This window comes from Sphingomonas sp. GW821-FHT02B09 (genome assembly GCF_059421875.1).
The window spans coordinates 253,462-271,763 of sequence record NZ_JBWKVV010000001.1 but is presented as its reverse complement, the minus strand read 5'-3'; the positions used below and the strand labels follow the sequence as shown (position 1 = coordinate 271,763).

The window sequence follows — 18,302 nt, the reverse complement described above, 5'->3', positions numbered from 1 at the left end:
CGCATCGGCGATTGCCTAGTGGAACAGTAGGATTATCTTCTCGGTTGTGCTGGTGTGGAAGGACGGAGGATCCGAACCCCGGCCCGACACGCCCTTTCACACGGAGGGAGATGCAGCCATGACCGGATTTTCCAGTTTCGAAAGCGTGCAACCGACCATCCTGACCGTGCCGGGCCTCGGCGGCTCCGGGCCGTCGCACTGGCAGACCCTGTGGGAGGATTCGCGGCCCGACACGTTGCGCGTCGAGCTCGGCATGTGGAACACGCCGCATCGAAACGCCTGGGTGACCAAGCTCGACCAGGCGATTTCCCGCGTCGAGGCGCCGGTGATCCTCGCCGCACACAGCCTCGGCTGCCTCGCGGTGGCGTGGTGGGCGGAGCTGAGCCCGCAGCCTTATGGCTGGCCAGTCGCCGGCGCATTGCTGGTGGCACCCGCCGATGTCGATCGGCCCGGCGCGCCCGACGAATTGCGCGGCTTCGCGCCGACGCCGCGCACTCCCCTGCCCTTCCCGTCGATCCTCGTCGCGTCGAGCGACGATCCGTGGATCGGCATCGACCGGGCGCACAGCCTCGCCGCGCAATGGGGCAGCCATTTCATCGATGCCGGACCGCAGGGGCACCTCAACGCCGCCAGCGGTATCGGCTGGTGGGAAGAGGGGCAGGAGTTGCTCAACCGGGTGATCGCCGCGGGCACCGACAGCCGCGGCCGCGCGCGCCCGGCGAGCGACGCGCGTTCGATCCTCGCGATCAACGCCACCGAGGCGGCGCAGGCGCATTACCTCGGCCGGTGAGCTGCCGCGTCAGGCGGGCGCGAAGGGGTTCACGATCCTGACGCGTCCGTCGATGACGAGGCCGTGGTGCATGTCTTCCGAATATAGCGTTTCGCATCCGGCGACGACGGCTGCCGCCGCAATCATCCCGTCGTAGATCGAGAGGGTATAGCGTTCAGCCAGACGCACGCCGAGTTGGTGGAGTGCGAGGTCCAGCACCACGAGCCTAGGACACCGATCGACAACGGTCTCGATCGCCAATCCGATCTTCCGCCAGTCCCAACCCTGCTTGCGGCGCAGGACGTTCGCCAGTTCGTTCAACGATTGTGCGCTCACGACGCCGCCTTGCTGCAGCAGCCGATAGGCGACCAAGCTTCGCGGATCGCCCGTGAAGGCATAGACGAGAACATTGGAATCGAAGAAGACGCTCATCGGCGCGCGTTGGCTTCTTCCCGGTCGAATTTGTAATCGGGGGGCAACGGGCTGGCGAGCTTCTTCATCCGGTCGATCGCGGAATCCCGTGCCGCATTGGATACGGGGATGGTTATCACCCCCGGCACGGTCAGGCTCACATCGTCACCGTCGTGGAGCCCCAAAGAGGCGACGACCTCGTCGGGGACCTGCACGATATAGCCATCCGATGTCTTGGTCAGCTTCATGACCCGCTCATACCATGATATCGTGACAGGGGCGAGACGGGGCCGTTCAGCGCCCCTCCCGCTCCTGCGCGCGCCCCTTGGCCGTCGCCGCCTTCATCGCGCGGTAGAGGCGGACGTTGAGGCCGATCAGCACCACCAGCGCGAGGCCGGTGATGACGACGACCGCGGTCCACCCCTTCATGCGCGCGCGCCCTCGGTCACCTCGGTGCTGTTGTGGCGCAACGTCCTGAGCACGGTCTGGACGATATGGTCGGCGTCGAGGCCCGCTTCGGCATATTGCTTTTCCGGCTTGTCCTGATCCTGGAAGACGTCGGGCAGGCGCATCGTGCGCAGCTTGAGCCCGCCGTCGATCAGTCCCTCGTCGCTCGCCAGCGTCAGCACATGGGCGCCGAAGCCGCCGACCGCATTCTCCTCGATCGTCACCGCGACCTCGTGCGTGGTCAGCAGGCGGCGGATCAGCGCCTCATCGAGCGGCTTGGCGAAGCGCAGGTCGGCGACGGTGGTCGACAGCCCCTTGGCCTCGAGCACCTCGGCGGCCTTGAGCGCCTCCTCCAGCCGGGTGCCGAGCGACAGGATCGCGACGGTCTTGCCCTCACGGACGATGCGGCCCTTGCCGATCTCGAGCCGCTGCGGCACCGCGGGCAAGTCGACGCCGACGCCGTTGCCGCGTGGGTAGCGGAGCGCGATCGGACCGCTGTCGTGCAACGCGGCGGTATGCGTCATATGAACCAGCTCGGCCTCGTCCGCCGCCGCCATCACGACGAAATTGGGCAGTGTCGCCAGATAGGTCACGTCGAACGAGCCGGCATGCGTCGCGCCGTCGGCGCCGACCAGCCCGGCGCGGTCGATCGCGAAGCGCACCGGCAGGTTCTGGATGGCGACGTCGTGGACGACCTGGTCATAGGCGCGTTGGAGGAAGGTCGAATAGATCGCGCAGAACGGCCGCATCCCCTGCGCGGCGAGACCCGCGGCGAAGGTCACCGCATGCTGTTCGGCGATGCCGACGTCGAAGGCGCGATCGGGGAACGCCTTGGCGAAACGATCGACGCCGGTGCCCGAGGGCATCGCCGCGGTGATCGCCACGATCGTCGGGTCGCGCTCGCCTTCCTTGATCAAGGCATCGCCGAAGACGTTCTGATATTGCGGCGGTCCCGGTGGCGCCTTGGCCTGCGCGCCGGTGATGACGTCGAATTTCTGGACGCCGTGATATTTGTCCGCCGCCGCCTCGGCCGGGCCATAGCCCTTGCCCTTCTTGGTGACGACATGGACGAGGATCGGCCCCTCCTCGGCGTCGCGGACATTCTCGAGCACCGGGATGAGATGGTCGAGATTGTGGCCGTCGATCGGGCCGACGTAGTAGAAGCCGAGCTCCTCGAACAAGGTACCGCCCATCGTCATGCCGCGGGCGAATTCGTCGGTCTTGCGCGCGGCGGCGTAGAAGGGCCGCGGCAAGCGGCGCGCGAACTTGCGCAGGATGTCGCGGACGCCGAGGAATTCGCGGCTCGACACGATGCGCGACAGATAGGCCGACAGGCCGCCGACCGGCGGCGCGATCGACATGTCATTGTCGTTGAGGATGACGACCAGCCGGTTGCCCGCCTGTTCGGCATTGTTCATCGCCTCATAGGCCATGCCGGCGGACATCGAACCGTCGCCGATCACCGCGATGCCGCGGCCGGGCGTGCCGGCGAGCTTGTTCGCCACTGCGAAGCCGAGTGCAGCCGAGATCGAGGTCGAGCTGTGCGCGGCGCCGAACGGGTCGTATTCGCTCTCGCTACGCTTGGTGAAGCCGCTGAGCCCGCCGCCCTGACGCAGCGTGCGGATGCGGTCGCGACGGCCGGTCAGGATCTTGTGCGGATAGCATTGGTGGCCGACGTCCCACACCAGTCGGTCGCGCGGCGTGTCGAAGACGTAATGGATCGCGGTGGTCAGCTCGACGACGCCGAGCCCCGAACCGAGGTGGCCGCCGGTCGATCCGACCGCCGAGATCGTCTCCTGCCGCAGTTCATCGGCCAGCTGGCGCAACTGCTCGGGAGGGAGTTTTCGCAGCTCTTCCGGTGTGTTGACGGTATCGAGCAGCGGCGTTTCGGGTAATTCGGCCATCGGACCCGTCTACGCGCTTGTACGGTGGGTGTCGATTGTCGGCGCGCGCAAGGTCAGGCGCAGTCGGCGCATTTGCCGCGCACCTCGATCACCGGACGAATTGGTGCAAAACCAACAGCTTGCGCGGCACTCCTGACACCACGCGTGACCGTGTCGTCGTCGAGATGCACCGTTTGTCCACACGAATCGCACACCAGAAAGATACAATCGTGCAGGCAATCGGGATGCGCATTGGCCACGTAAGCGTTTGAGCTTTCGACCTTCCGCGCGAGATTGGACGCCACGAAGACGTCGAGGATGCGGTAGATGCTGTTCGCGGCGACGCGGCGGCCCTCGCTCTTCGACATCGCCTCCGCGATATCATAGGCGCTGGCCGGCTTGGTGAAACCGACGAGCGCGGCGAAGACGTTGGCGCGCATCTGCGTCCATTGCTCGCCGGACTTCTCCAGCGTCGCGCGCGCGGCCTTGGTGAGGTCTGCGCCCTGCGGCTCGTGGTGATCGTGATGCGCGTGCGCTGCCATAACCGGGACTTAGGTGGCGTCGACCGCGATCACAAGCGGCGTCAGATGACGGCGCGGCGGTTGAGATCGTGACCGAACGCCAGCAACCCGACGCCGATCACCGTCCACAAGGTTTCGGCACCGCCGCCACCTTCGTGCGGCAGGGTCATCGCACCCGCCATGATCCCGAGGCCGAAGGCGCCCATCGACGCGGGCATGACATAGCCGTGCTCCAGAACGCCGCGGCCGAGCGCGACCGCACCGAGGAAGATGGCGATCGTCAGGCCGATCTCGTGGAAGATCGGGTTGAGCAGCAGCCCGCCCGCCGCCGACAGCATCGCCAGCAGCACCGCGCTCGCGAGACAATGGACGACGCACAGGCCGGACAGCGCGATCGCGGCGCGATCGAGCCAGGCCCAGCCGAAGCGGCGTACAATATGCGTCCCGTGCGTCATTGCTGCCGTCCATCTAGGCCGGTTGCTGCAAGGTTACAATATCACATGGCGTATTCGGCAGCGATTTTCTTGCGGTCTTTCATTGACAAGCCGGCAGCCCCGCGGCCGCCGGAGGGCCGCGGTCAGCTGGCGGCGAGCGACGGCGTGTCGTTGCCGGGATGAACCAGCGCGAGCTGCGCGGCTCGCGCGTCGCGGATCGGGCCGGCGGGCGGCGTGGCATCGAGCTTGAACCCGTCGACATCCTGCGCCAGCGCATCCGCCTCGGCGGCGAGTTCGCGCGCCGCCGCGGTCGCCTGTTCGACCATCGCCGCATTCTGCTGGGTCATGCCGTCCATCTCGCCGACCGCGACGTTGACCTGGCTGAGCCCCCTCGCCTGCTGCTCCGACGAGCGGGCGATACCGGAGACGAGATCGCTGACCTCGCCGATCCGGACGAAGATGCTGTCGAGCGTGCGGCCGGTATCGGTGACGAGGCCGACGCCGTCCTGCACCAGCGCCCCCGAGGCGAGGATGCGGCCCTTCACGTCGCGCGCCGCATCCGCGGACCGCTGCGCCAGCGCCCGCACCTCGGAAGCGACGACGGCGAAGCCGCGTCCCGCGTCGCCGGCGCGTGCCGCCTCGACGCCGGCGTTGAGCGCGAGCAGATTGGTCTGAAAGGCGATGCCGTCGATCACCGAGATGATCTCCGATATCTCGTTCGACGAACGCTCGATCGCGCCCATCGCCTCGACGGCGCGACGCACGATCCCCCCTGATTCCTCGGTCTCGCGACGGACGTTTCCGACGATCGTGTCGGTCCGATTGGCGCCGCTCGCCGCCTCGCTCACCGCCGAGGTGATCTCGTGGATCGCCGCCGCGGTCTGTTCGAGCGCCGCCGCCTGCTGCTCGGTGCGCAACGACAGGTCGTCCGAGGCGCTGCGCAGCTCGACCGTCGCGACCTTCACCCGCGTGGCGGACTCGGCGACCCGGCTGAGCGTCTGCGACAGGCGCTCCATCGCGGCGTCGAACGAACGCGCCAGTTCGCGATACTCATCGGGCAGCGCGTCGCCGATCCGGTAGCTCAGGTCACCGCTGCCGAGTTCACCCAGCGCCTTGGTCAGTTCGCGGACGACGGCGTCCTGTTTGCGCGCGTTGGTGACCTGCGCCTGCGCCGCGACCCGGAACACCTCGACCGCGGCGACCATCGTGCCGATCTCGTCGGCCCGATCGCCGCCGGCAAGACGCAGGGTAAGATCGCCATCCGCCATGCGGCGCATCGCGTTGGCGGTATCGCCGACCGGCCTCAGCACGCGACGGAGCAGATAGGCGAGCGCCGCCACGGTCAGCGCGATGAGAATGAGGCCGATCAGCGCCAGCAATGCGATCGTCCTGGCGAGCTGACGCTGGCCGTGCTCGGCGAGCGCCTGCTGGACCTTGGCGGTGGCGATCACGAGTTGGTCGATATGCTGCCGGTGGGTAGCATAGAGCGTTGCGAGCCGGGCGTAGCTGGCCTGCATCGCCGCGGCGTCACCGCGTTCGACCGCGGGCATCAGGACGTGGTCGAGCTCGCTCCAGAACAGCTCGGCGTCGTGCACCGCGCGATCGAGCGGCTGGCGGATCGACGGCTCCGACAGCGACGACGCCTTCCAGCGGGCGACGCTGGCGCGAAAGGCCTGTTCGGCCCGGGCGAGCGACGTGCGCCGGCGGGGCAGCGACGCCGGATCACGCGCGAGCAGCGTCGCGTCGAGGAAGGGTTCGATGACATAGGCGGGGGGCGGCAGGATGTCCGCGTCGAGGTCGCTGATCTCCTGATTTTGACGCGCGATCGGGCCGCCGACCCGGATCGTATCGATGCCGAAACCGGCGACGATGCCGCAGAATAGCACCAGCGCGATCGCCGATAGTCCTGCAATCCGGCATTTTTCCTGAATAGTCATACGATTGATCCGCCCACCCCGACGTACTCCACCCGGCATCGCTTCATCCTATTGCTAGTATAGTCGGACCGAAGCCTCGGCGCGGCGACAAACCACATTGCGCGGATATCGACGATCGCGAGGCGAAATCTCGATCAGAAAGAGTGGAAGCGTTCGTCATCGATCATCGGAATTGTCTCAACTACTTGAGCGGGTGGAGCGAGCGCGACGGCACAATGCAGCACGGCGCAGCGTCCTTTAGAAAAACTCCCTCGCCACCCCGGCGCGGGCCGCTCATGGTCGGGCGCATGAATGGACCATGGCATTGAGGACGGTAGGCGAGCTGAGCGCGCGCCATCGTGGGTTGCTGTTCGCGCTGGTGATCACCGCGGGGGTGCTCAACCTCGTCGATCGTCAGATCATCGCGGTGCTCAAGCCGACGATCGCCGCCGAACTCGGCTGGAGCGACGACGATTACGGCACGCTCGCCGCCTGGTTCCAGACCGGCGCGGCGATCGGCTTCCTGTTCAGCGGCTGGATCGCGGACCGGCTCGGCGTCAAATGGGCCAATCCGGCGGGGGTGGCCGCGTGGAGCGTCGCGGCGCTGCTGCACGGCTGGGCGATGACGATCGGGCAGTTCACCGCGGTGCGTATCGCGCTCGGCGCGACCGAGGCGATGGGGACGCCGACCGGCGCCAAGACCGTCGCCGCGGTGCTGTCGCCGCGCTGGCGGTCGACCGGCTTCGGCGCGACCAATGCGGCGAGCAGCCTCGGCGCGATCCTCGCCCCGCTGGCGATCCCCGCGGTGGCGCTGGCGTTCGGCTGGCGCGGGACCTTCGTCGCCGCCGGGCTGTTCGGGCTGATATGGGCGGGCGGCTGGCTGATCGCGGCGCGCGGCGTCCGCTTCACGCCGCACCAGCCCGCCACGGCGACGCCGCTGGCGGCGCTCGACGGCCCGATCCTGCGCGATTCCCGGACCTGGGCGGTGGCGGGCGCCAAGATCCTGTCGGATGCGACCTGGTGGCTGCTGCTATTCTGGCTGCCCGATTTCTTCCATCGCCAGTTCGGGCTGTCGGGGGTCGCGCTCGGCGTGCCGCTCGCCATCGCTTATGGCGGCGCGGCGGTGGGGTCGCTGGTCGGCGGCAGCGTGTCGACGCGGCTGCTCGGCAAGGGGGTTGCGGTGAACCGCGTGCGCAAGGGCATCATGCTGGTCGCGGCGCTGGCGGTGGTGCCGATCCCCTTCGCGCTGCTCATCCACGATTATCCGCTGGCGATCGCGCTGATGGCGCTAGCGCTTGCCGGGCATCAGGCCTTCTCGACCAATTTGTTCGCGTTGATCGCCGACATCGTGCCGCAGCGCCGGGTCGGGCGGGTGACCGCCTTCGGGTCGTTCTGCGGCAACGTCGGCGGCATCGGTATCGCCAAGGTCGCGGGACTGACGCTGGCGGCGGGGCTCGGCTATCTGCCGCTGCTGCTGTTCGCGAGCGTCGCCTATCTCGCCGCGCTCGGCTGGATTCAGTTGCTGCTGCCGCATCTGCAGCCGCTGGCGGAGGGTATGGACGAGGACGCGGTATAAAGGCGTGCTGTCGGGGGCCACGATGCTTCTTTATACCCCAGCGCACAGAGGGATAATAAGGTCGCGCGATCAAAGGGGATTTCGATGAACGCCAACCGTTTGTTCGCGGTGCTCGCCACCACCTGCCTGTCCGCCGCCATGCCGGCCTTCGCCCAGGACGCGCCCCCGCCCGTGACCGCAACCGATGCGCCGGGTGACACGCAGGACGGCGAGATCGTCGTCACCGCGCGTTTCCGCAACGAAAGCCTCCAGCAGGTGCCGATCGCGATCACCGCGATCAGCGGCAGTTCGCTCGCCGAGCGGCAGTTGAACACGGTCGAGACGATCAGCGCGGCGATCCCCTCGGTCGGTTTCCGCAGCGGCGCGTCGAACAAGGACCGGACGATCTTCATCCGCGGCATCGGCACGATCACCACGTCCCCCGGCGTCGAGCCATCGGTGTCGACCGTGCTGGACGGCGTCGTGCTGACCCGACCGGGCCAGTCGACGCTCGATCTCGGCGAGGTCGAGCGGATCGAGGTGCTGCGCGGGCCGCAGGGGACGTTGTTCGGCAAGAACGCTTCGGCGGGCGTCGTCAACATCGTCACGCGCAACCCAACCGACGACTTACACGCCTTCGGCGAAGCGGGCGTGACGACCGATCGGGACTATCGCATCAAGGCGGGCGTGTCGGGCGCGATCGTGCCGGGCAAGCTCCAGGCGCTGATCGGCGGGCTCTACAGCGATTTCGACGGCAACACCCGCAATGCGACCACCGGCAACGACACCAACGGCTCGCGCCGTTACGGCGTGCGCGGCAAATTGGTCGCGACCCCGGTCGATGCGCTCAAGCTGACGCTGATCGGCGATTACCTCAATACCTATGAGACGGTCGCGCCGGTCTATGCCTCGACGCGGCAGGTCGCCTACCCCACCGGGATCGTCAGCGTCTCGGCGCCGCTCGCCGCGGTGCTCGCCAATGCCGGGGTGCGGCCATCGGCCGACAATCGGGTCGCGGCGACCAATATCGACACCAACGTCCGCGACGAAAATTACGGCGGCTCGCTGACCGCCGAACTGGCGATCGGCGAGTATCGCGTCACCGCGATCACCGCGTGGCGGCAGTGGCTCAACCACCAGCAGCAGGATTACGACGGCCTGCCGACGCTCACCGCCGCCTTTCCGCAGGGGATCGACGACGGCCGCGTCGACAGCAAGCAATTCTCGCAGGAGCTGCGCCTCGCCTCGCCGCGCGGTGGACTGATCGACTATGTCGTCGGCGCTTATTACCTCCACGCCAGGACCGACGAGGTCTACGCGCGGACGCTGACGAGCCTTGCCGGCACGGTGCAGACGACGACCACCGGCGTCGCCGACTATGGCATCACCGACGATAATTATGCGCTGTTCGGCGAGGCCAACATCAACTTCACCAAGGCGTTCCGCGGGATCGCCGGCTATCGCTCGACCTGGGACGATCTGTCCTTCTATCATCTGCGCACCTCGTCGGCCGATCCGACCAACAGCCGCGCGCCGGCGCTCGATCGCCCCGGCATCCGCGCCTATCACCGGGCGCAGGGCAGCACTGACCGGCGCGGCGACAGCTATCGCCTCGGCCTGCAACTCGACCTCGGCGATCGTGCGCAGACCTATTTCACCTATTCGCGCGGCTACAAGGGGCCGGCGTACAACGTCTATTTCAACATGCGCTCGCTCAACGCGACCACCCCGCTCGACGAACTGCCGCTGAGCCCGGAAACGTCCAACTCGTTCGAGATCGGCCTGAAGGGCAGCACCGCCGATCGCGCGATGAGCTACAGCCTCGCCGCCTATACGACGACGTTCGACGGCTATCAGGCGAATTTCGCCGACGTGGTCAACGGCGCGCAGGTGACGCGGCTGATCAACGCCGGCTCGGTGCGCTCGCGCGGCGTCGAGGCGGACGTGACGCTGCGACCGGTCAAGGGCTTCACCGTCGATCTGTCGGGCGCCTATACCGATGCCAAGGTGCGCGACTTCCTCTGCCCGCCGGGTGCGCCGGTGAGCTGCAACGTCGACGGTCAGCCGCTGCCCTATGCGCCCCGTGTCAAATTGTACGAGAATGCCGCCTATCGCTTCGCGCTGTCGGACGCCCTGGCGTTCGAACTGCAAAGCGACGTGACGTTCAGCAGCAAGGTGCAATATTCGCTGAGCGAGACCGCCAACACGATCCAGCCGGCCTATGCGATCTGGAACGCCAGCGTCGCGCTGGTCCGCCCTGCCGACGGCTGGCAGCTGCGGGCCTATGTCAAGAACATCACCGACACGTCCTACGCCAGCTTCCTCGCGCCGGGGACGTTCGCCGGAACGGTCCGCTTCGTCCCCCGCGACGACCGCCGTTACGGCGGACTGCTGCTGCGCAAGGACTTCTGAGTAAGGGGATAGCGATCACGGCCCCTCGCCCCGCGGCGGGCCGGAGATCCGGGACAGGGGATCAACGTTGCCACCCACGCCTCTCGGCATCCAAGCTGACATGAATGGTGCGGGTGGTCGGGCTCGAACCGACACTCCTTGCGGAACGGGATTTTGAGTCCCGCGCGTCTACCAATTTCACCACACCCGCACGGAGCCGCTTATTCAACCCGCATTCGCAGCGCCTGAAGGCACCGCGAATAACCGGAACGGCCCTGCTCGTCACCCGGAGCGATCATCGGACAGCGTCCGCGAACCGGACCCCGGTGACGAGGCAAAGGCCGGTAGCCAATTGGCGAAGGGATCGCAAGCGTCTTGGATTAGCACCACGAGTCCGTTATGCTAATCCATGTCGTTGCGGACAGGTCGCCAGCCGTGCTGGATTGCCGCTCCGCTTCAAGATGGTGCTGACAGCATGATGGTCGAGCAGGATAATTTGGAGCAGCAGCTGGTGCGCGCGCTGCAACAGGCCGACGCCACGGGGGATTGCCTCATCGCCGCGCTGCTCAGCCAGTGCCTCGATCTGATGCATCATCGCGCTGCGTCTTCCGAACGGATCGCCGCGGTCAATTGATCGGGGCACGCCGGCGATAGCTCAGCGCCTCGGCGATGTGGACGCGATTTACGGTTCCCGCGTCGGCGAGATCGGCGATCGTCCGGGCGACACGCAGGATGCGGGTATAGCCGCGCGCCGACAGGCGCATCGCCTCCACCGCCTGGGCGAGCAGGCGACGCCCGGCTTCCTCCGGCGTGGCGATGCGGTCGAGCAGCGCGCCATCGGCCTCGGCGTTGGTGCGGATCGCTTCGTGCGCATAGCGTTCGCTTTGGATCGCGCGGGCGGCGGCGACCCGTTTGGCGACGTCCGCCGAGCCTTCCGTCGGTGGCGGCAGGATGAGATCGGTCGCGGTCACGGCGGCGACCTCGACGTGCAGGTCGATCCGGTCGAGCAGTGGTCCTGACACCCTCGCCTGATAATCGGCGGCGCAGCGCGGCGCGCGTGCACAGGCGAGGCTCGCATCGCCGAGATGCCCGCAGCGGCACGGGTTCATCGCCGCGATGAGTTGCACGCGCGCCGGAAAGGTGACGTGCGCATTGGCGCGCGCCACGCTGACCACGCCGGCTTCCAGCGGCTGACGCAGCGAATCGAGCACCGCGCGCTGGAATTCGGGCAGCTCGTCGAGGAACAGCACGCCGAGATGCGCGAGGCTGACCTCGCCCGGCTTCACCTTGAGGCCGCCGCCGGTCAGCGCCGCCATCGAGGCGCTGTGATGCGGACTGCGGAACGGCCGGTTGCGGGTCAGCCGCCCGCCGGCGAGCGTGCCGGCGACCGACTGGACCATCGACACTTCGAGCGCCTCCGCGGCGTCGAGCGGTGGCAGGATGCCGGGCAGGCACGACGCCATCAGCGACTTGCCCGCCCCCGGCGGGCCGATCATCAGCAGATTGTGGCCCCCGGCGGCGGCGATCTCCAGCGCCCGCTTGGCGACCTCCTGCCCCTTCACTTGGCGCAGGTCCGGACCGTGGCCGATCGGCTCGACCTCGCTGGCAGGCGGTGCGGCGAGCAGGGCGTGGCCCTTGAAATGGTTGATGAGGGCGAGGAGGTCGGGCGCGGCAAGCACCTCGATCGAGCCGGCCCAGGCTGCCTCTGCGCCCTGCGTCGCGGGGCAGACCAGCCCCCTGCCCTCAGCGCTGGCGTGGATCGCCGCGAGCAGCACGCCCGGCGACGGCGCGATCCGGCCGTCGAGACCGAGTTCGCCGACGACGACATAATCGGCGAGATGCTCGACATCGATCACCGCCATCGCCCCCAACAAGGCGAGCGCGATCGGCAGGTCGAAGTGCGAGCCCTCCTTGGGCAGATCGGCGGGCGACAGATTGACGACGATCCGCTTGGGCGGCAGCGCCAGGCCGAGCGCGGAGATCGCCGCCCGCACGCGTTCGCGGCTCTCTGCCACCGCCTTGTCGCCGAGGCCGACGACATAGAAGGCAGGCACGCCCGGGATGAGCTGCACCTGCACTTCCACCCCGCGCGCCTCCAGCCCGAGATACGCCACCGTCTGGACGATCGCCGCCATGTCTTGCCCCTTCGTCTCCACCATAGCGGCGTTCGGGCACGATCGGTGCGGACGCGACGATCGCAGCCGTCTTGTCAGGATAACACACGCTGCCTATCTCGACCGGCATGACGCATCGAAACCCTGCCCTTGCGTTGACTTCCGCGCCCCGTCTGGCTAAGCGCGCCCCATCAAGGCCGTCCGCGTGGCGGCCCTTTTCTATTCAGACGATCAGGGAATGAATCATGAAGCGGACCTTTCAGCCGAGCAATCTGGTGCGTGCACGTCGCCACGGCTTCCGCGCCCGGATGGCGACGGTCGGCGGCCGTGCGGTGATCCACGCGCGCCGCGCGCGTGGCCGCAAGAAGCTGTCGGCGTAATTTCGGTGCCGGACGTCGGTCCTGCCGACGTCCGGGCTCCCGTCGGCGCAGCCGACATGCAGGTGACCGTCGGCACAGTCGACATACGGGCGACGGCCGGCGCGGCCGACATCCGCACGATGACGCTGCGCCGCGACTTCCTCGCGGCCAATGCGGGCAAACGCGCACCGATGCCGGGCTTCGTCCTGCTGGTGCACGATCGCAAGGACAACGATCCGGCGATTCGCGTCGGCTTCACCGTCACCAAGAAAATCGGCAACGCCGTCGTCCGGAACCGCATGAAACGGCGGTTGCGGGCTTTGGCGCGCGAGCTGTTGCCGGAGGGCGGCATCCGCGGCTCCGATCACGTGCTGATCGGTCGCGACGGCGGTATCGAACGCGACCATGATCTGCTCAAGGCCGAATTCGGCAAGGCGCTGAGCAAGATCGCGCGCGGCGAGGATTCGCCGTCGCGGCCGCGCGGACCGCGCAAAGCCCGCCGATGATCGCGCAGCTTCTCATATGGATAGCGCGCGGCTGGCAATTGGGGCCGTCGGTGATCCTGCCGTCCTCGTGCCGCTATCAACCCTCCTGTTCGGCCTATGCAATCACTGCGCTTCGCCGCTATGGCGCCGCCAAGGGCGGATGGCTGGCGGCGAAGCGGATTGCGCGTTGCCATCCCTGGGGCGGGTACGGACCCGATCCCGTCCCTTGAGCTACGGGGCTGTATTTTGAACAAAGAACGCCAGAATTTCATCCTGTTCGCGGTCTTTGCGGCGGTGATCCTGTTTGCCTGGCCGCTGATCCAGGGCAAGTTCTTCCCCGTGGCCAATCCGCCGGTGACGAAGATCGTCAACGGCAAGTCGGTGCCGGTGACGACCAAGACCGCCGATCCCACCGCCGACGCGCCCGCCGCGACGCGCAGCCGCCAGGCGGTGCTGGGCGAAAGCCCGCGCGTGCGCATTCAGACGCCGACCTTGCAGGGCTCGATCAACCTCAAGGGCGCGCGCATCGATGACCTCGTGCTGGTCAAGTACAAGGAAACGATCGCCAAGGATTCGCCGCCGATCCGGCTGCTGTCACCCGCCGGCGCGCCCGAGGCCTATTTCGCCGGCTTCGGCTGGCGCGACGACGGACTGAAGCCGCCCGCCGCGGATGCGGTGTGGACCGCCTCGTCGCAGCTGCTCGCGCCGGGCCGCCCGGTGACGCTGACCGCCGCCAACGCGACCGGCCAGCGTTTCGCGATCGAACTGTCGGTCGACGATCAATATATGTTCACCGTCCGGCAGACGGTGCAGAACGGCGGCGCCGCGCCGGTGCCGGTCGCGCCGTACGGCTATGTCAACCGCGTCGGCGTGTCGAAGGACCCCGGCACGTGGCAGATCCACACCGGCCCGATGTCGGTCCATGGCGGCGGCGCCGATTACGGCACCAAGTTCAAGGACCTCGACAAGGCGCCGGAGAAGTTCACGACGACCGGCGGCTGGCTCGGCTTCACCGACAAATATTGGCTGACCGCGCTCGTCCCCGATCAGGCGGCACAGTTCGACGGTCAGTTCCGCGCCGGCGCCAACACCGCCTATCAGGCCGATTATGCCTTCGCGCCCAAGCTGCTGCCCGCCGGCCGCGCGCTGACCCAGACCAGCCGCTTTTTTGCTGGCGCCAAGGAAGTGAAGGCGCTTCAGCATTACGAGAATGACGCCGGCGTCGCCAAGCTCGACAAGGCGATCGACTGGGGCTGGTTCGAGATCGTCGAGAAGCCGATCTTCACCTATCTCGACTGGCTGTTCCGCATGATCGGCAATTTCGGCGTCGCGATCATCCTGCTGACGGTGACGATCCGCGGCCTGATGTTCCCGATCGCGCAGCGCCAGTTCGCCAGCATGGCGAAGATGCGTGCGATCCAGCCGAAGATGAAGGCGATCCAGGAGCGCTACAAGGACGACAAGCCGCGCATGCAGCAGGAGGTGATGGCGCTCTACAAGACGGAGAAGGTCAATCCCGTCGCGGGCTGCCTGCCGACCCTGCTCCAGATCCCGATCTTCTACGCGCTGTACAAGGTGCTGATGCTGACGATCGAGATGCGCCACCAGCCGTTCGTCGCGTGGATCAAGGATCTGTCCGCGCCCGATCCGCTGACGCCGCTCAACCTGTTCGGCTATCTGCATTTCACCCCGCCGCACATGATCGCGATCGGCGTCGTGCCGATCATCCTCGGCATCTCGATGTACTTCCAGTTCAAGCTGAACCCGGCGCCGATGGACGATACGCAGAAGCAGGTGTTCGCGATCATCCCCTGGGTGCTGATGTTCGTGATGGCGAGCTATCCGGTCGGCCTGCAGGTCTATTGGATCGCCTCGAACTTCCTCGCGATCCTCCAGCAGCGCGTGCTCTATGCCCGCCACCCCGACCTCAAGATTGCGGCCGCGAAATGAGCGAGGATGTCGTCATTCCCGAGGACGAAGGCTTCTCGGCCGAGCTGATCGAGCATGCGCGCAAGACCTTCGCGGGTCCGGTGAGCTTCCTCAAATCGGCGCCCGCGCTCGAACATCTGCCGGCGCCGGTGGTGCCCGAGGTGGCGTTCGCCGGGCGTTCCAACGTCGGCAAGTCGTCGCTGCTCAACGCGCTGACCGGGCGCAACGGGCTGGCGCGCACGTCCAACACGCCGGGGCGGACGCAGGAGCTCAACTTCTTCGACGTCGGCCTGCCGCTGTCATTCCGGCTGGTCGACATGCCCGGCTATGGCTTCGCCAAGGCGCCCAAGGATGTCGTCAAGAAATGGCGCTTCCTGGTCAACGACTTCCTGCGCGGGCGCGATACGTTGAAGCGCGCGCTGGTGCTAATCGATTCGCGCCACGGTGTGAAGGACGTCGACCGCGAGATCCTCGAAATGCTCGACAAGGCGGCGGTCAGCTATCGCCTCGTCCTCACCAAGGCGGACAAGGTCAAGGCGACCGAACTCGCCGACGTGATGGACAGCGTCGCGGCCGAGGCGCGCAAGCGGCCGGCGGCGCATCCCGATATCCTCGCGACGTCGAGCGAGGGCGGCATGGGGATCGCCGAACTGCGCGCGGCGGTGCTGGAAGCGGTGGGCTGATCCACCCTCGCTGACCCGGCCAATCGCGTTCGGGCGGGGTCTGGTCCCACCCGAGCGCGCTGGACCTGCCCTCCCCGCGCGGCTAGTCCCTTGGCCATGAAGCTCATCATCGGCAACAAGGCCTATTCGAGCTGGTCGCTGCGCGGCTGGCTGGCGTGCAAGCAATCGGCGCTCCCCTTCGAGGAGGTCGTCGTGCCGCTCTACGACGCGGAATGGGACCGCCGCCGCGAGGGTGCCGAATTCGCGCCCTCGTCGGGCAAGGTGCCGATTCTGTGGGACGGCGAGGCGGTGGTGTGGGACAGTCTCGCCATCGTCGACTATCTCGCCGACAAGGTCGGCCGCGAGCGCTTCTGGCCCACCGACGAGGCGGCGCGCGCGATGGCACGATCGATGGCGGCGGAGATGCATTCGAGCTTCACCGCGCTGCGCCGCAAACATGCGATGAACATCCGGCAGGTCTTTCCCGCCAAGCGCCCTGACGACGACGTGCTCGCCGATCTCGCGCGGATCATGGAATTGTGGGCGCAGGCGCGCGCGCGCTGGGGCGGCGGCGGCGACTTCCTGTTCGGCGACTTCGGTGCGGCGGACATCATGTACGCGCCCGTCGTCACGCGGATCATCACCTATCAGCTGCCGATCGCACGCTTCGCCGCCGGCTATATCGATGCGGTGATCCGCCATCCGTTCATGCAGGACTGGATCGCCGGGGCGCAGGAAGAGGATTGGGTCATCGAGCAATACGAGCAGCAACCCGCGTGACCGATGTCGTCGCGCTGACCCAGGCGCTGCTGCGGGCGGAAAGCGTCACGCCGGCGCGCGGCGCGGTGTTCGACGTGCTGGAGGCGGCGTTGGCGCCGATCGGCTTCGCGGTCGACCGGTTCGTCGTCGGTGAGGCGCCGGACGGGCCGGTCGAGAATCTGATCGCGGTGCGCGCGGGCGTCAGGCAGCATCTCGCCTTCGCCGGCCATGTCGACGTGGTGCCGCCGGGCGTGGGCTGGACCGGCTCGCCCTGGTCCGGAGAGGTGCGCGGCGACCTGCTCTACGGACGCGGCGCGGTCGATATGAAGGGAGCGATCGCCGCCTTCGTCGCTGCGGCGGCGCGTGCGACCGGACCGACGCTGAGCCTGCTCGTCACCGGCGACGAGGAAGGGCCGGCGACGTTCGGCACCCCGGCGCTGATCGAACGGATGGCGGCGCGCGGCATCGCGCCCGACCTGTGCCTCGTCGGCGAGCCGACCTCGGTGCGCCAGCTCGGCGACATGGTGAAGATCGGCCGGCGCGGCTCGGTCAATATCTGGATCGTCGTGGCGGGGCGGCAGGGCCATGTCGCCTATCCGCATCTCGCCGACAATCCGGCGGGCAAGCTCGCCAAGGCGCTGGCGGCGTTGCAGGACATGGGGCTCGACCATGGCAACGACTGGTTCCAGCCGTCGAACCTCGAGATTACCGATATCGCGGTCGGCAATCCGGCGCACAACGTCATCCCGGCGCGCGCCGAGGCGCGGGTCAACATCCGCTTCAACGACGGCCAGCGCGGCGACGAGCTGATCGAGCGGGTCACCACGCTGGTGCAGGAACATGCGCCGGGGGCGGTGGTGACCGGCAAGGTGTCGGGCGAGGCGTTCCTCACCGCGCCGGGGCCGTGGACCGCGGTGCTGAGCGCGGCGATCGAGGCGCAGACCGGGCTGGTCGCGGAGCTGTCGACTTCGGGCGGCACATCGGATGCGCGCTTCCTGTCGCGGCTGTGTCCGACGGTCGAGTTCGGGCTGGTCAATGCGACGATGCATCAGGTCGACGAGGCGGTGGCGGTAAGGGATCTGGCGACGCTGGCGGCGGTCTATGCCGATGTGATCGGGCGGGTGGCCCAGCTCTAGGTCCTCCCCCGCCGCAGCACGATATAGAGCGCGCCCTGCCCGCCGTGGCGCGGGTGCGCGCCGCGGACGGCGGCGATCGCATCGGCGTGGCGCGACGCCGCCAGCCAGTCGGCGATCGCGGCGCGGATCGCGCCCCTCGCGTGGGGGCGTTCGCTTTCCGGGCGGGGCGGCTTGCCCGTCACCAGCAGCAGGACGCGCTCGCCGCGCGCGATCGCACGCGACAGGCCGTCGTCGAGCATGGCATGCGCGGAGCTCAAAGTGTGGCCGTGGAGGTCGATCGAACTGTCGGGGCTGACGATGCCGCGGGTCAGCCTTTTGTCCCAGCTGCCGTCGAGCGTGTTCTGGCGCGGCGGTGGCGGCGCCGGGATCGGCTTGGCGACCGGCGTGCGCGAAGCCATCGCGCGGGTCAGTGCCTTGTAGGGCTTGGTCGCCTTGGGTGGCGGCGGCGCGACGACGGCGGGCGCCAGGCGCGTGGGCGCGGCCACCGCTCGGAGCGGTTTCACCGTCGCCATCACCCGGGCCCAGAGATCG

The 18,302-nt window shown here is 67.8% G+C and carries 20 protein-coding genes and 1 tRNA gene; 11 read left to right on the top strand and 10 right to left on the bottom strand.

The window, feature by feature from the left end:
- Positions 1-118 precede the first annotated feature (118 nt).
- Positions 119-790 (top strand): RBBP9/YdeN family alpha/beta hydrolase, encoded by a 672-nt coding sequence (locus AC07U4_RS01250; protein WP_495194154.1) that lies wholly within the window; start codon positions 119-121, stop codon positions 788-790.
- A gap of 9 nt (positions 791-799) precedes the next feature.
- On the opposite strand, the gene AC07U4_RS01245 is transcribed toward AC07U4_RS01250, so the two are convergent.
- The 7 genes from AC07U4_RS01245 to AC07U4_RS01215 form a co-directional block, all read right to left on the bottom strand.
- The gene (locus AC07U4_RS01245) at positions 800-1,201 is read right to left on the bottom strand and encodes a PIN domain-containing protein (RefSeq protein WP_495194153.1); all 402 of its coding nucleotides are present in this window, start codon (positions 1,199-1,201) and stop codon (positions 800-802) included.
- Positions 1,198-1,428, bottom strand: coding sequence for a hypothetical protein (locus AC07U4_RS01240; protein ID WP_495194152.1), 231 nt, complete (start codon positions 1,426-1,428; stop codon positions 1,198-1,200). The genes AC07U4_RS01245 and AC07U4_RS01240 overlap by 4 nt, the downstream gene beginning before the upstream one ends.
- 46 nt (positions 1,429-1,474) lie before the next feature.
- A complete protein-coding gene (locus tag AC07U4_RS01235) occupies positions 1,475-1,609 on the bottom strand; it encodes a hypothetical protein (protein WP_495194151.1) in 135 nt (44 codons plus the stop codon).
- Positions 1,606-3,531 carry a 1-deoxy-D-xylulose-5-phosphate synthase gene (dxs, locus tag AC07U4_RS01230; RefSeq protein ID WP_137898106.1) on the bottom strand — a complete coding sequence of 642 codons (1,926 nt, stop codon included), beginning with the start codon at positions 3,529-3,531 and terminating at the stop codon, positions 1,606-1,608. The genes AC07U4_RS01235 and dxs overlap by 4 nt, the downstream gene beginning before the upstream one ends.
- A gap of 53 nt (positions 3,532-3,584) precedes the next feature.
- Positions 3,585-4,052 carry a Fur family transcriptional regulator gene (locus AC07U4_RS01225; RefSeq protein WP_038658829.1) on the bottom strand — a complete coding sequence of 156 codons (468 nt, stop codon included), beginning with the start codon at positions 4,050-4,052 and terminating at the stop codon, positions 3,585-3,587.
- Between the two features lie 41 nt (positions 4,053-4,093).
- Positions 4,094-4,486, bottom strand: a complete 393-nt coding sequence (locus AC07U4_RS01220) for a MerC domain-containing protein (protein WP_137898105.1) — start codon at positions 4,484-4,486, stop codon at positions 4,094-4,096.
- 122 nt (positions 4,487-4,608) lie between these two features.
- Positions 4,609-6,402, bottom strand: coding sequence for a methyl-accepting chemotaxis protein (locus tag AC07U4_RS01215; protein ID WP_495194150.1), 1,794 nt, complete (start codon positions 6,400-6,402; stop codon positions 4,609-4,611).
- Between the two features lie 298 nt (positions 6,403-6,700).
- Between AC07U4_RS01215 and AC07U4_RS01210 the strand changes: the two genes are divergently transcribed.
- Both AC07U4_RS01210 and AC07U4_RS01205 read left to right on the top strand, forming a co-directional pair.
- Entirely contained in the window at positions 6,701-7,957 is a 1,257-nt protein-coding gene (locus AC07U4_RS01210) for an MFS transporter (RefSeq protein ID WP_495194149.1), read from the top strand.
- Between the two features lie 84 nt (positions 7,958-8,041).
- A complete protein-coding gene (locus AC07U4_RS01205) occupies positions 8,042-10,348 on the top strand; it encodes a TonB-dependent receptor (RefSeq protein WP_495194148.1) in 2,307 nt (768 codons plus the stop codon).
- Positions 10,349-10,453: 105 nt separating this feature from the next.
- Here the strand turns inward: AC07U4_RS01205 and AC07U4_RS01200 are convergent.
- Positions 10,454-10,538 (bottom strand) — tRNA-Leu (locus AC07U4_RS01200).
- A gap of 264 nt (positions 10,539-10,802) precedes the next feature.
- On the opposite strand from AC07U4_RS01200, the gene AC07U4_RS01195 reads away from it, so the two are divergent.
- Positions 10,803-10,961, top strand: coding sequence for a hypothetical protein (locus tag AC07U4_RS01195; protein WP_156143756.1), 159 nt, complete (start codon positions 10,803-10,805; stop codon positions 10,959-10,961).
- On the opposite strand, the gene AC07U4_RS01190 is transcribed toward AC07U4_RS01195, so the two are convergent.
- Complete coding sequence (locus tag AC07U4_RS01190; protein WP_495194147.1) at positions 10,954-12,462, bottom strand: YifB family Mg chelatase-like AAA ATPase; 1,509 nt, start codon at positions 12,460-12,462, stop codon at positions 10,954-10,956. The two genes, AC07U4_RS01195 and AC07U4_RS01190, sit on opposite strands and share 8 nt — an antisense overlap.
- A gap of 224 nt (positions 12,463-12,686) precedes the next feature.
- Here AC07U4_RS01190 and rpmH point away from each other — a divergent pair, with 224 nt between their 5' ends.
- The 7 genes from rpmH to dapE all read left to right on the top strand — a co-directional run bounded on the left by rpmH (position 12,687) and on the right by dapE (position 17,771).
- A complete protein-coding gene (rpmH, locus tag AC07U4_RS01185; RefSeq protein WP_031393806.1) occupies positions 12,687-12,821 on the top strand; it encodes a 50S ribosomal protein L34 in 135 nt (44 codons plus the stop codon).
- A 119-nt stretch (positions 12,822-12,940) separates the two neighbouring features.
- A complete protein-coding gene (gene rnpA, locus AC07U4_RS01180; RefSeq protein ID WP_495194146.1) occupies positions 12,941-13,306 on the top strand; it encodes a ribonuclease P protein component in 366 nt (121 codons plus the stop codon).
- Positions 13,303-13,515 (top strand): membrane protein insertion efficiency factor YidD, encoded by a 213-nt coding sequence (yidD, locus tag AC07U4_RS01175; RefSeq protein ID WP_081974295.1) that lies wholly within the window; start codon positions 13,303-13,305, stop codon positions 13,513-13,515. Before rnpA ends, yidD begins: the two co-directional genes overlap by 4 nt.
- A 16-nt stretch (positions 13,516-13,531) precedes the next feature.
- The gene (gene yidC / locus AC07U4_RS01170; RefSeq protein WP_495194145.1) at positions 13,532-15,235 is read left to right on the top strand and encodes a membrane protein insertase YidC; all 1,704 of its coding nucleotides are present in this window, start codon (positions 13,532-13,534) and stop codon (positions 15,233-15,235) included.
- A complete protein-coding gene (yihA, locus tag AC07U4_RS01165; RefSeq protein WP_495194144.1) occupies positions 15,232-15,897 on the top strand; it encodes a ribosome biogenesis GTP-binding protein YihA/YsxC in 666 nt (221 codons plus the stop codon). The genes yidC and yihA overlap by 4 nt, the downstream gene beginning before the upstream one ends.
- 96 nt (positions 15,898-15,993) lie before the next feature.
- Positions 15,994-16,656 carry a glutathione S-transferase gene (locus AC07U4_RS01160; RefSeq protein WP_495194143.1) on the top strand — a complete coding sequence of 221 codons (663 nt, stop codon included), beginning with the start codon at positions 15,994-15,996 and terminating at the stop codon, positions 16,654-16,656.
- Complete coding sequence (gene dapE / locus AC07U4_RS01155; RefSeq protein ID WP_495194142.1) at positions 16,653-17,771, top strand: succinyl-diaminopimelate desuccinylase; 1,119 nt, start codon at positions 16,653-16,655, stop codon at positions 17,769-17,771. The genes AC07U4_RS01160 and dapE overlap by 4 nt, the downstream gene beginning before the upstream one ends.
- Here the strand turns inward: dapE and AC07U4_RS01150 are convergent.
- Positions 17,768-18,283 carry a Smr/MutS family protein gene (locus tag AC07U4_RS01150; RefSeq protein WP_495194989.1) on the bottom strand — a complete coding sequence of 172 codons (516 nt, stop codon included), beginning with the start codon at positions 18,281-18,283 and terminating at the stop codon, positions 17,768-17,770. The two genes, dapE and AC07U4_RS01150, sit on opposite strands and share 4 nt — an antisense overlap.
- Positions 18,284-18,302: the final 19 nt, after the last annotated feature.

Coding starts and splice junctions, on each gene's coding strand:
- AC07U4_RS01195 (WP_156143756.1), top strand. CDS start 10,803: ATGATGGTCGAGCAGGATAATTTGGAGCAGCAGCTGGTGCGCGCGCTG.
- AC07U4_RS01210 (WP_495194149.1), top strand. CDS start 6,701: ATGGCATTGAGGACGGTAGGCGAGCTGAGCGCGCGCCATCGTGGGTTG.
- AC07U4_RS01160 (WP_495194143.1), top strand. CDS start 15,994: ATGAAGCTCATCATCGGCAACAAGGCCTATTCGAGCTGGTCGCTGCGC.
- rnpA (WP_495194146.1), top strand. CDS start 12,941: ATGACGCTGCGCCGCGACTTCCTCGCGGCCAATGCGGGCAAACGCGCA.
- AC07U4_RS01240 (WP_495194152.1), bottom strand. CDS start 1,428: ATGAAGCTGACCAAGACATCGGATGGCTATATCGTGCAGGTCCCCGAC.
- AC07U4_RS01220 (WP_137898105.1), bottom strand. CDS start 4,486: ATGACGCACGGGACGCATATTGTACGCCGCTTCGGCTGGGCCTGGCTC.
- dxs (WP_137898106.1), bottom strand. CDS start 3,531: ATGGCCGAATTACCCGAAACGCCGCTGCTCGATACCGTCAACACACCG.
- yihA (WP_495194144.1), top strand. CDS start 15,232: ATGAGCGAGGATGTCGTCATTCCCGAGGACGAAGGCTTCTCGGCCGAG.
- rpmH (WP_031393806.1), top strand. CDS start 12,687: ATGAAGCGGACCTTTCAGCCGAGCAATCTGGTGCGTGCACGTCGCCAC.
- AC07U4_RS01205 (WP_495194148.1), top strand. CDS start 8,042: ATGAACGCCAACCGTTTGTTCGCGGTGCTCGCCACCACCTGCCTGTCC.
- yidD (WP_081974295.1), top strand. CDS start 13,303: ATGATCGCGCAGCTTCTCATATGGATAGCGCGCGGCTGGCAATTGGGG.
- AC07U4_RS01215 (WP_495194150.1), bottom strand. CDS start 6,402: ATGACTATTCAGGAAAAATGCCGGATTGCAGGACTATCGGCGATCGCG.
- AC07U4_RS01250 (WP_495194154.1), top strand. CDS start 119: ATGACCGGATTTTCCAGTTTCGAAAGCGTGCAACCGACCATCCTGACC.
- AC07U4_RS01245 (WP_495194153.1), bottom strand. CDS start 1,201: ATGAGCGTCTTCTTCGATTCCAATGTTCTCGTCTATGCCTTCACGGGC.
- AC07U4_RS01190 (WP_495194147.1), bottom strand. CDS start 12,462: ATGGCGGCGATCGTCCAGACGGTGGCGTATCTCGGGCTGGAGGCGCGC.
- AC07U4_RS01235 (WP_495194151.1), bottom strand. CDS start 1,609: ATGAAGGGGTGGACCGCGGTCGTCGTCATCACCGGCCTCGCGCTGGTG.
- AC07U4_RS01225 (WP_038658829.1), bottom strand. CDS start 4,052: ATGGCAGCGCACGCGCATCACGATCACCACGAGCCGCAGGGCGCAGAC.
- AC07U4_RS01150 (WP_495194989.1), bottom strand. CDS start 18,283: ATGGCGACGGTGAAACCGCTCCGAGCGGTGGCCGCGCCCACGCGCCTG.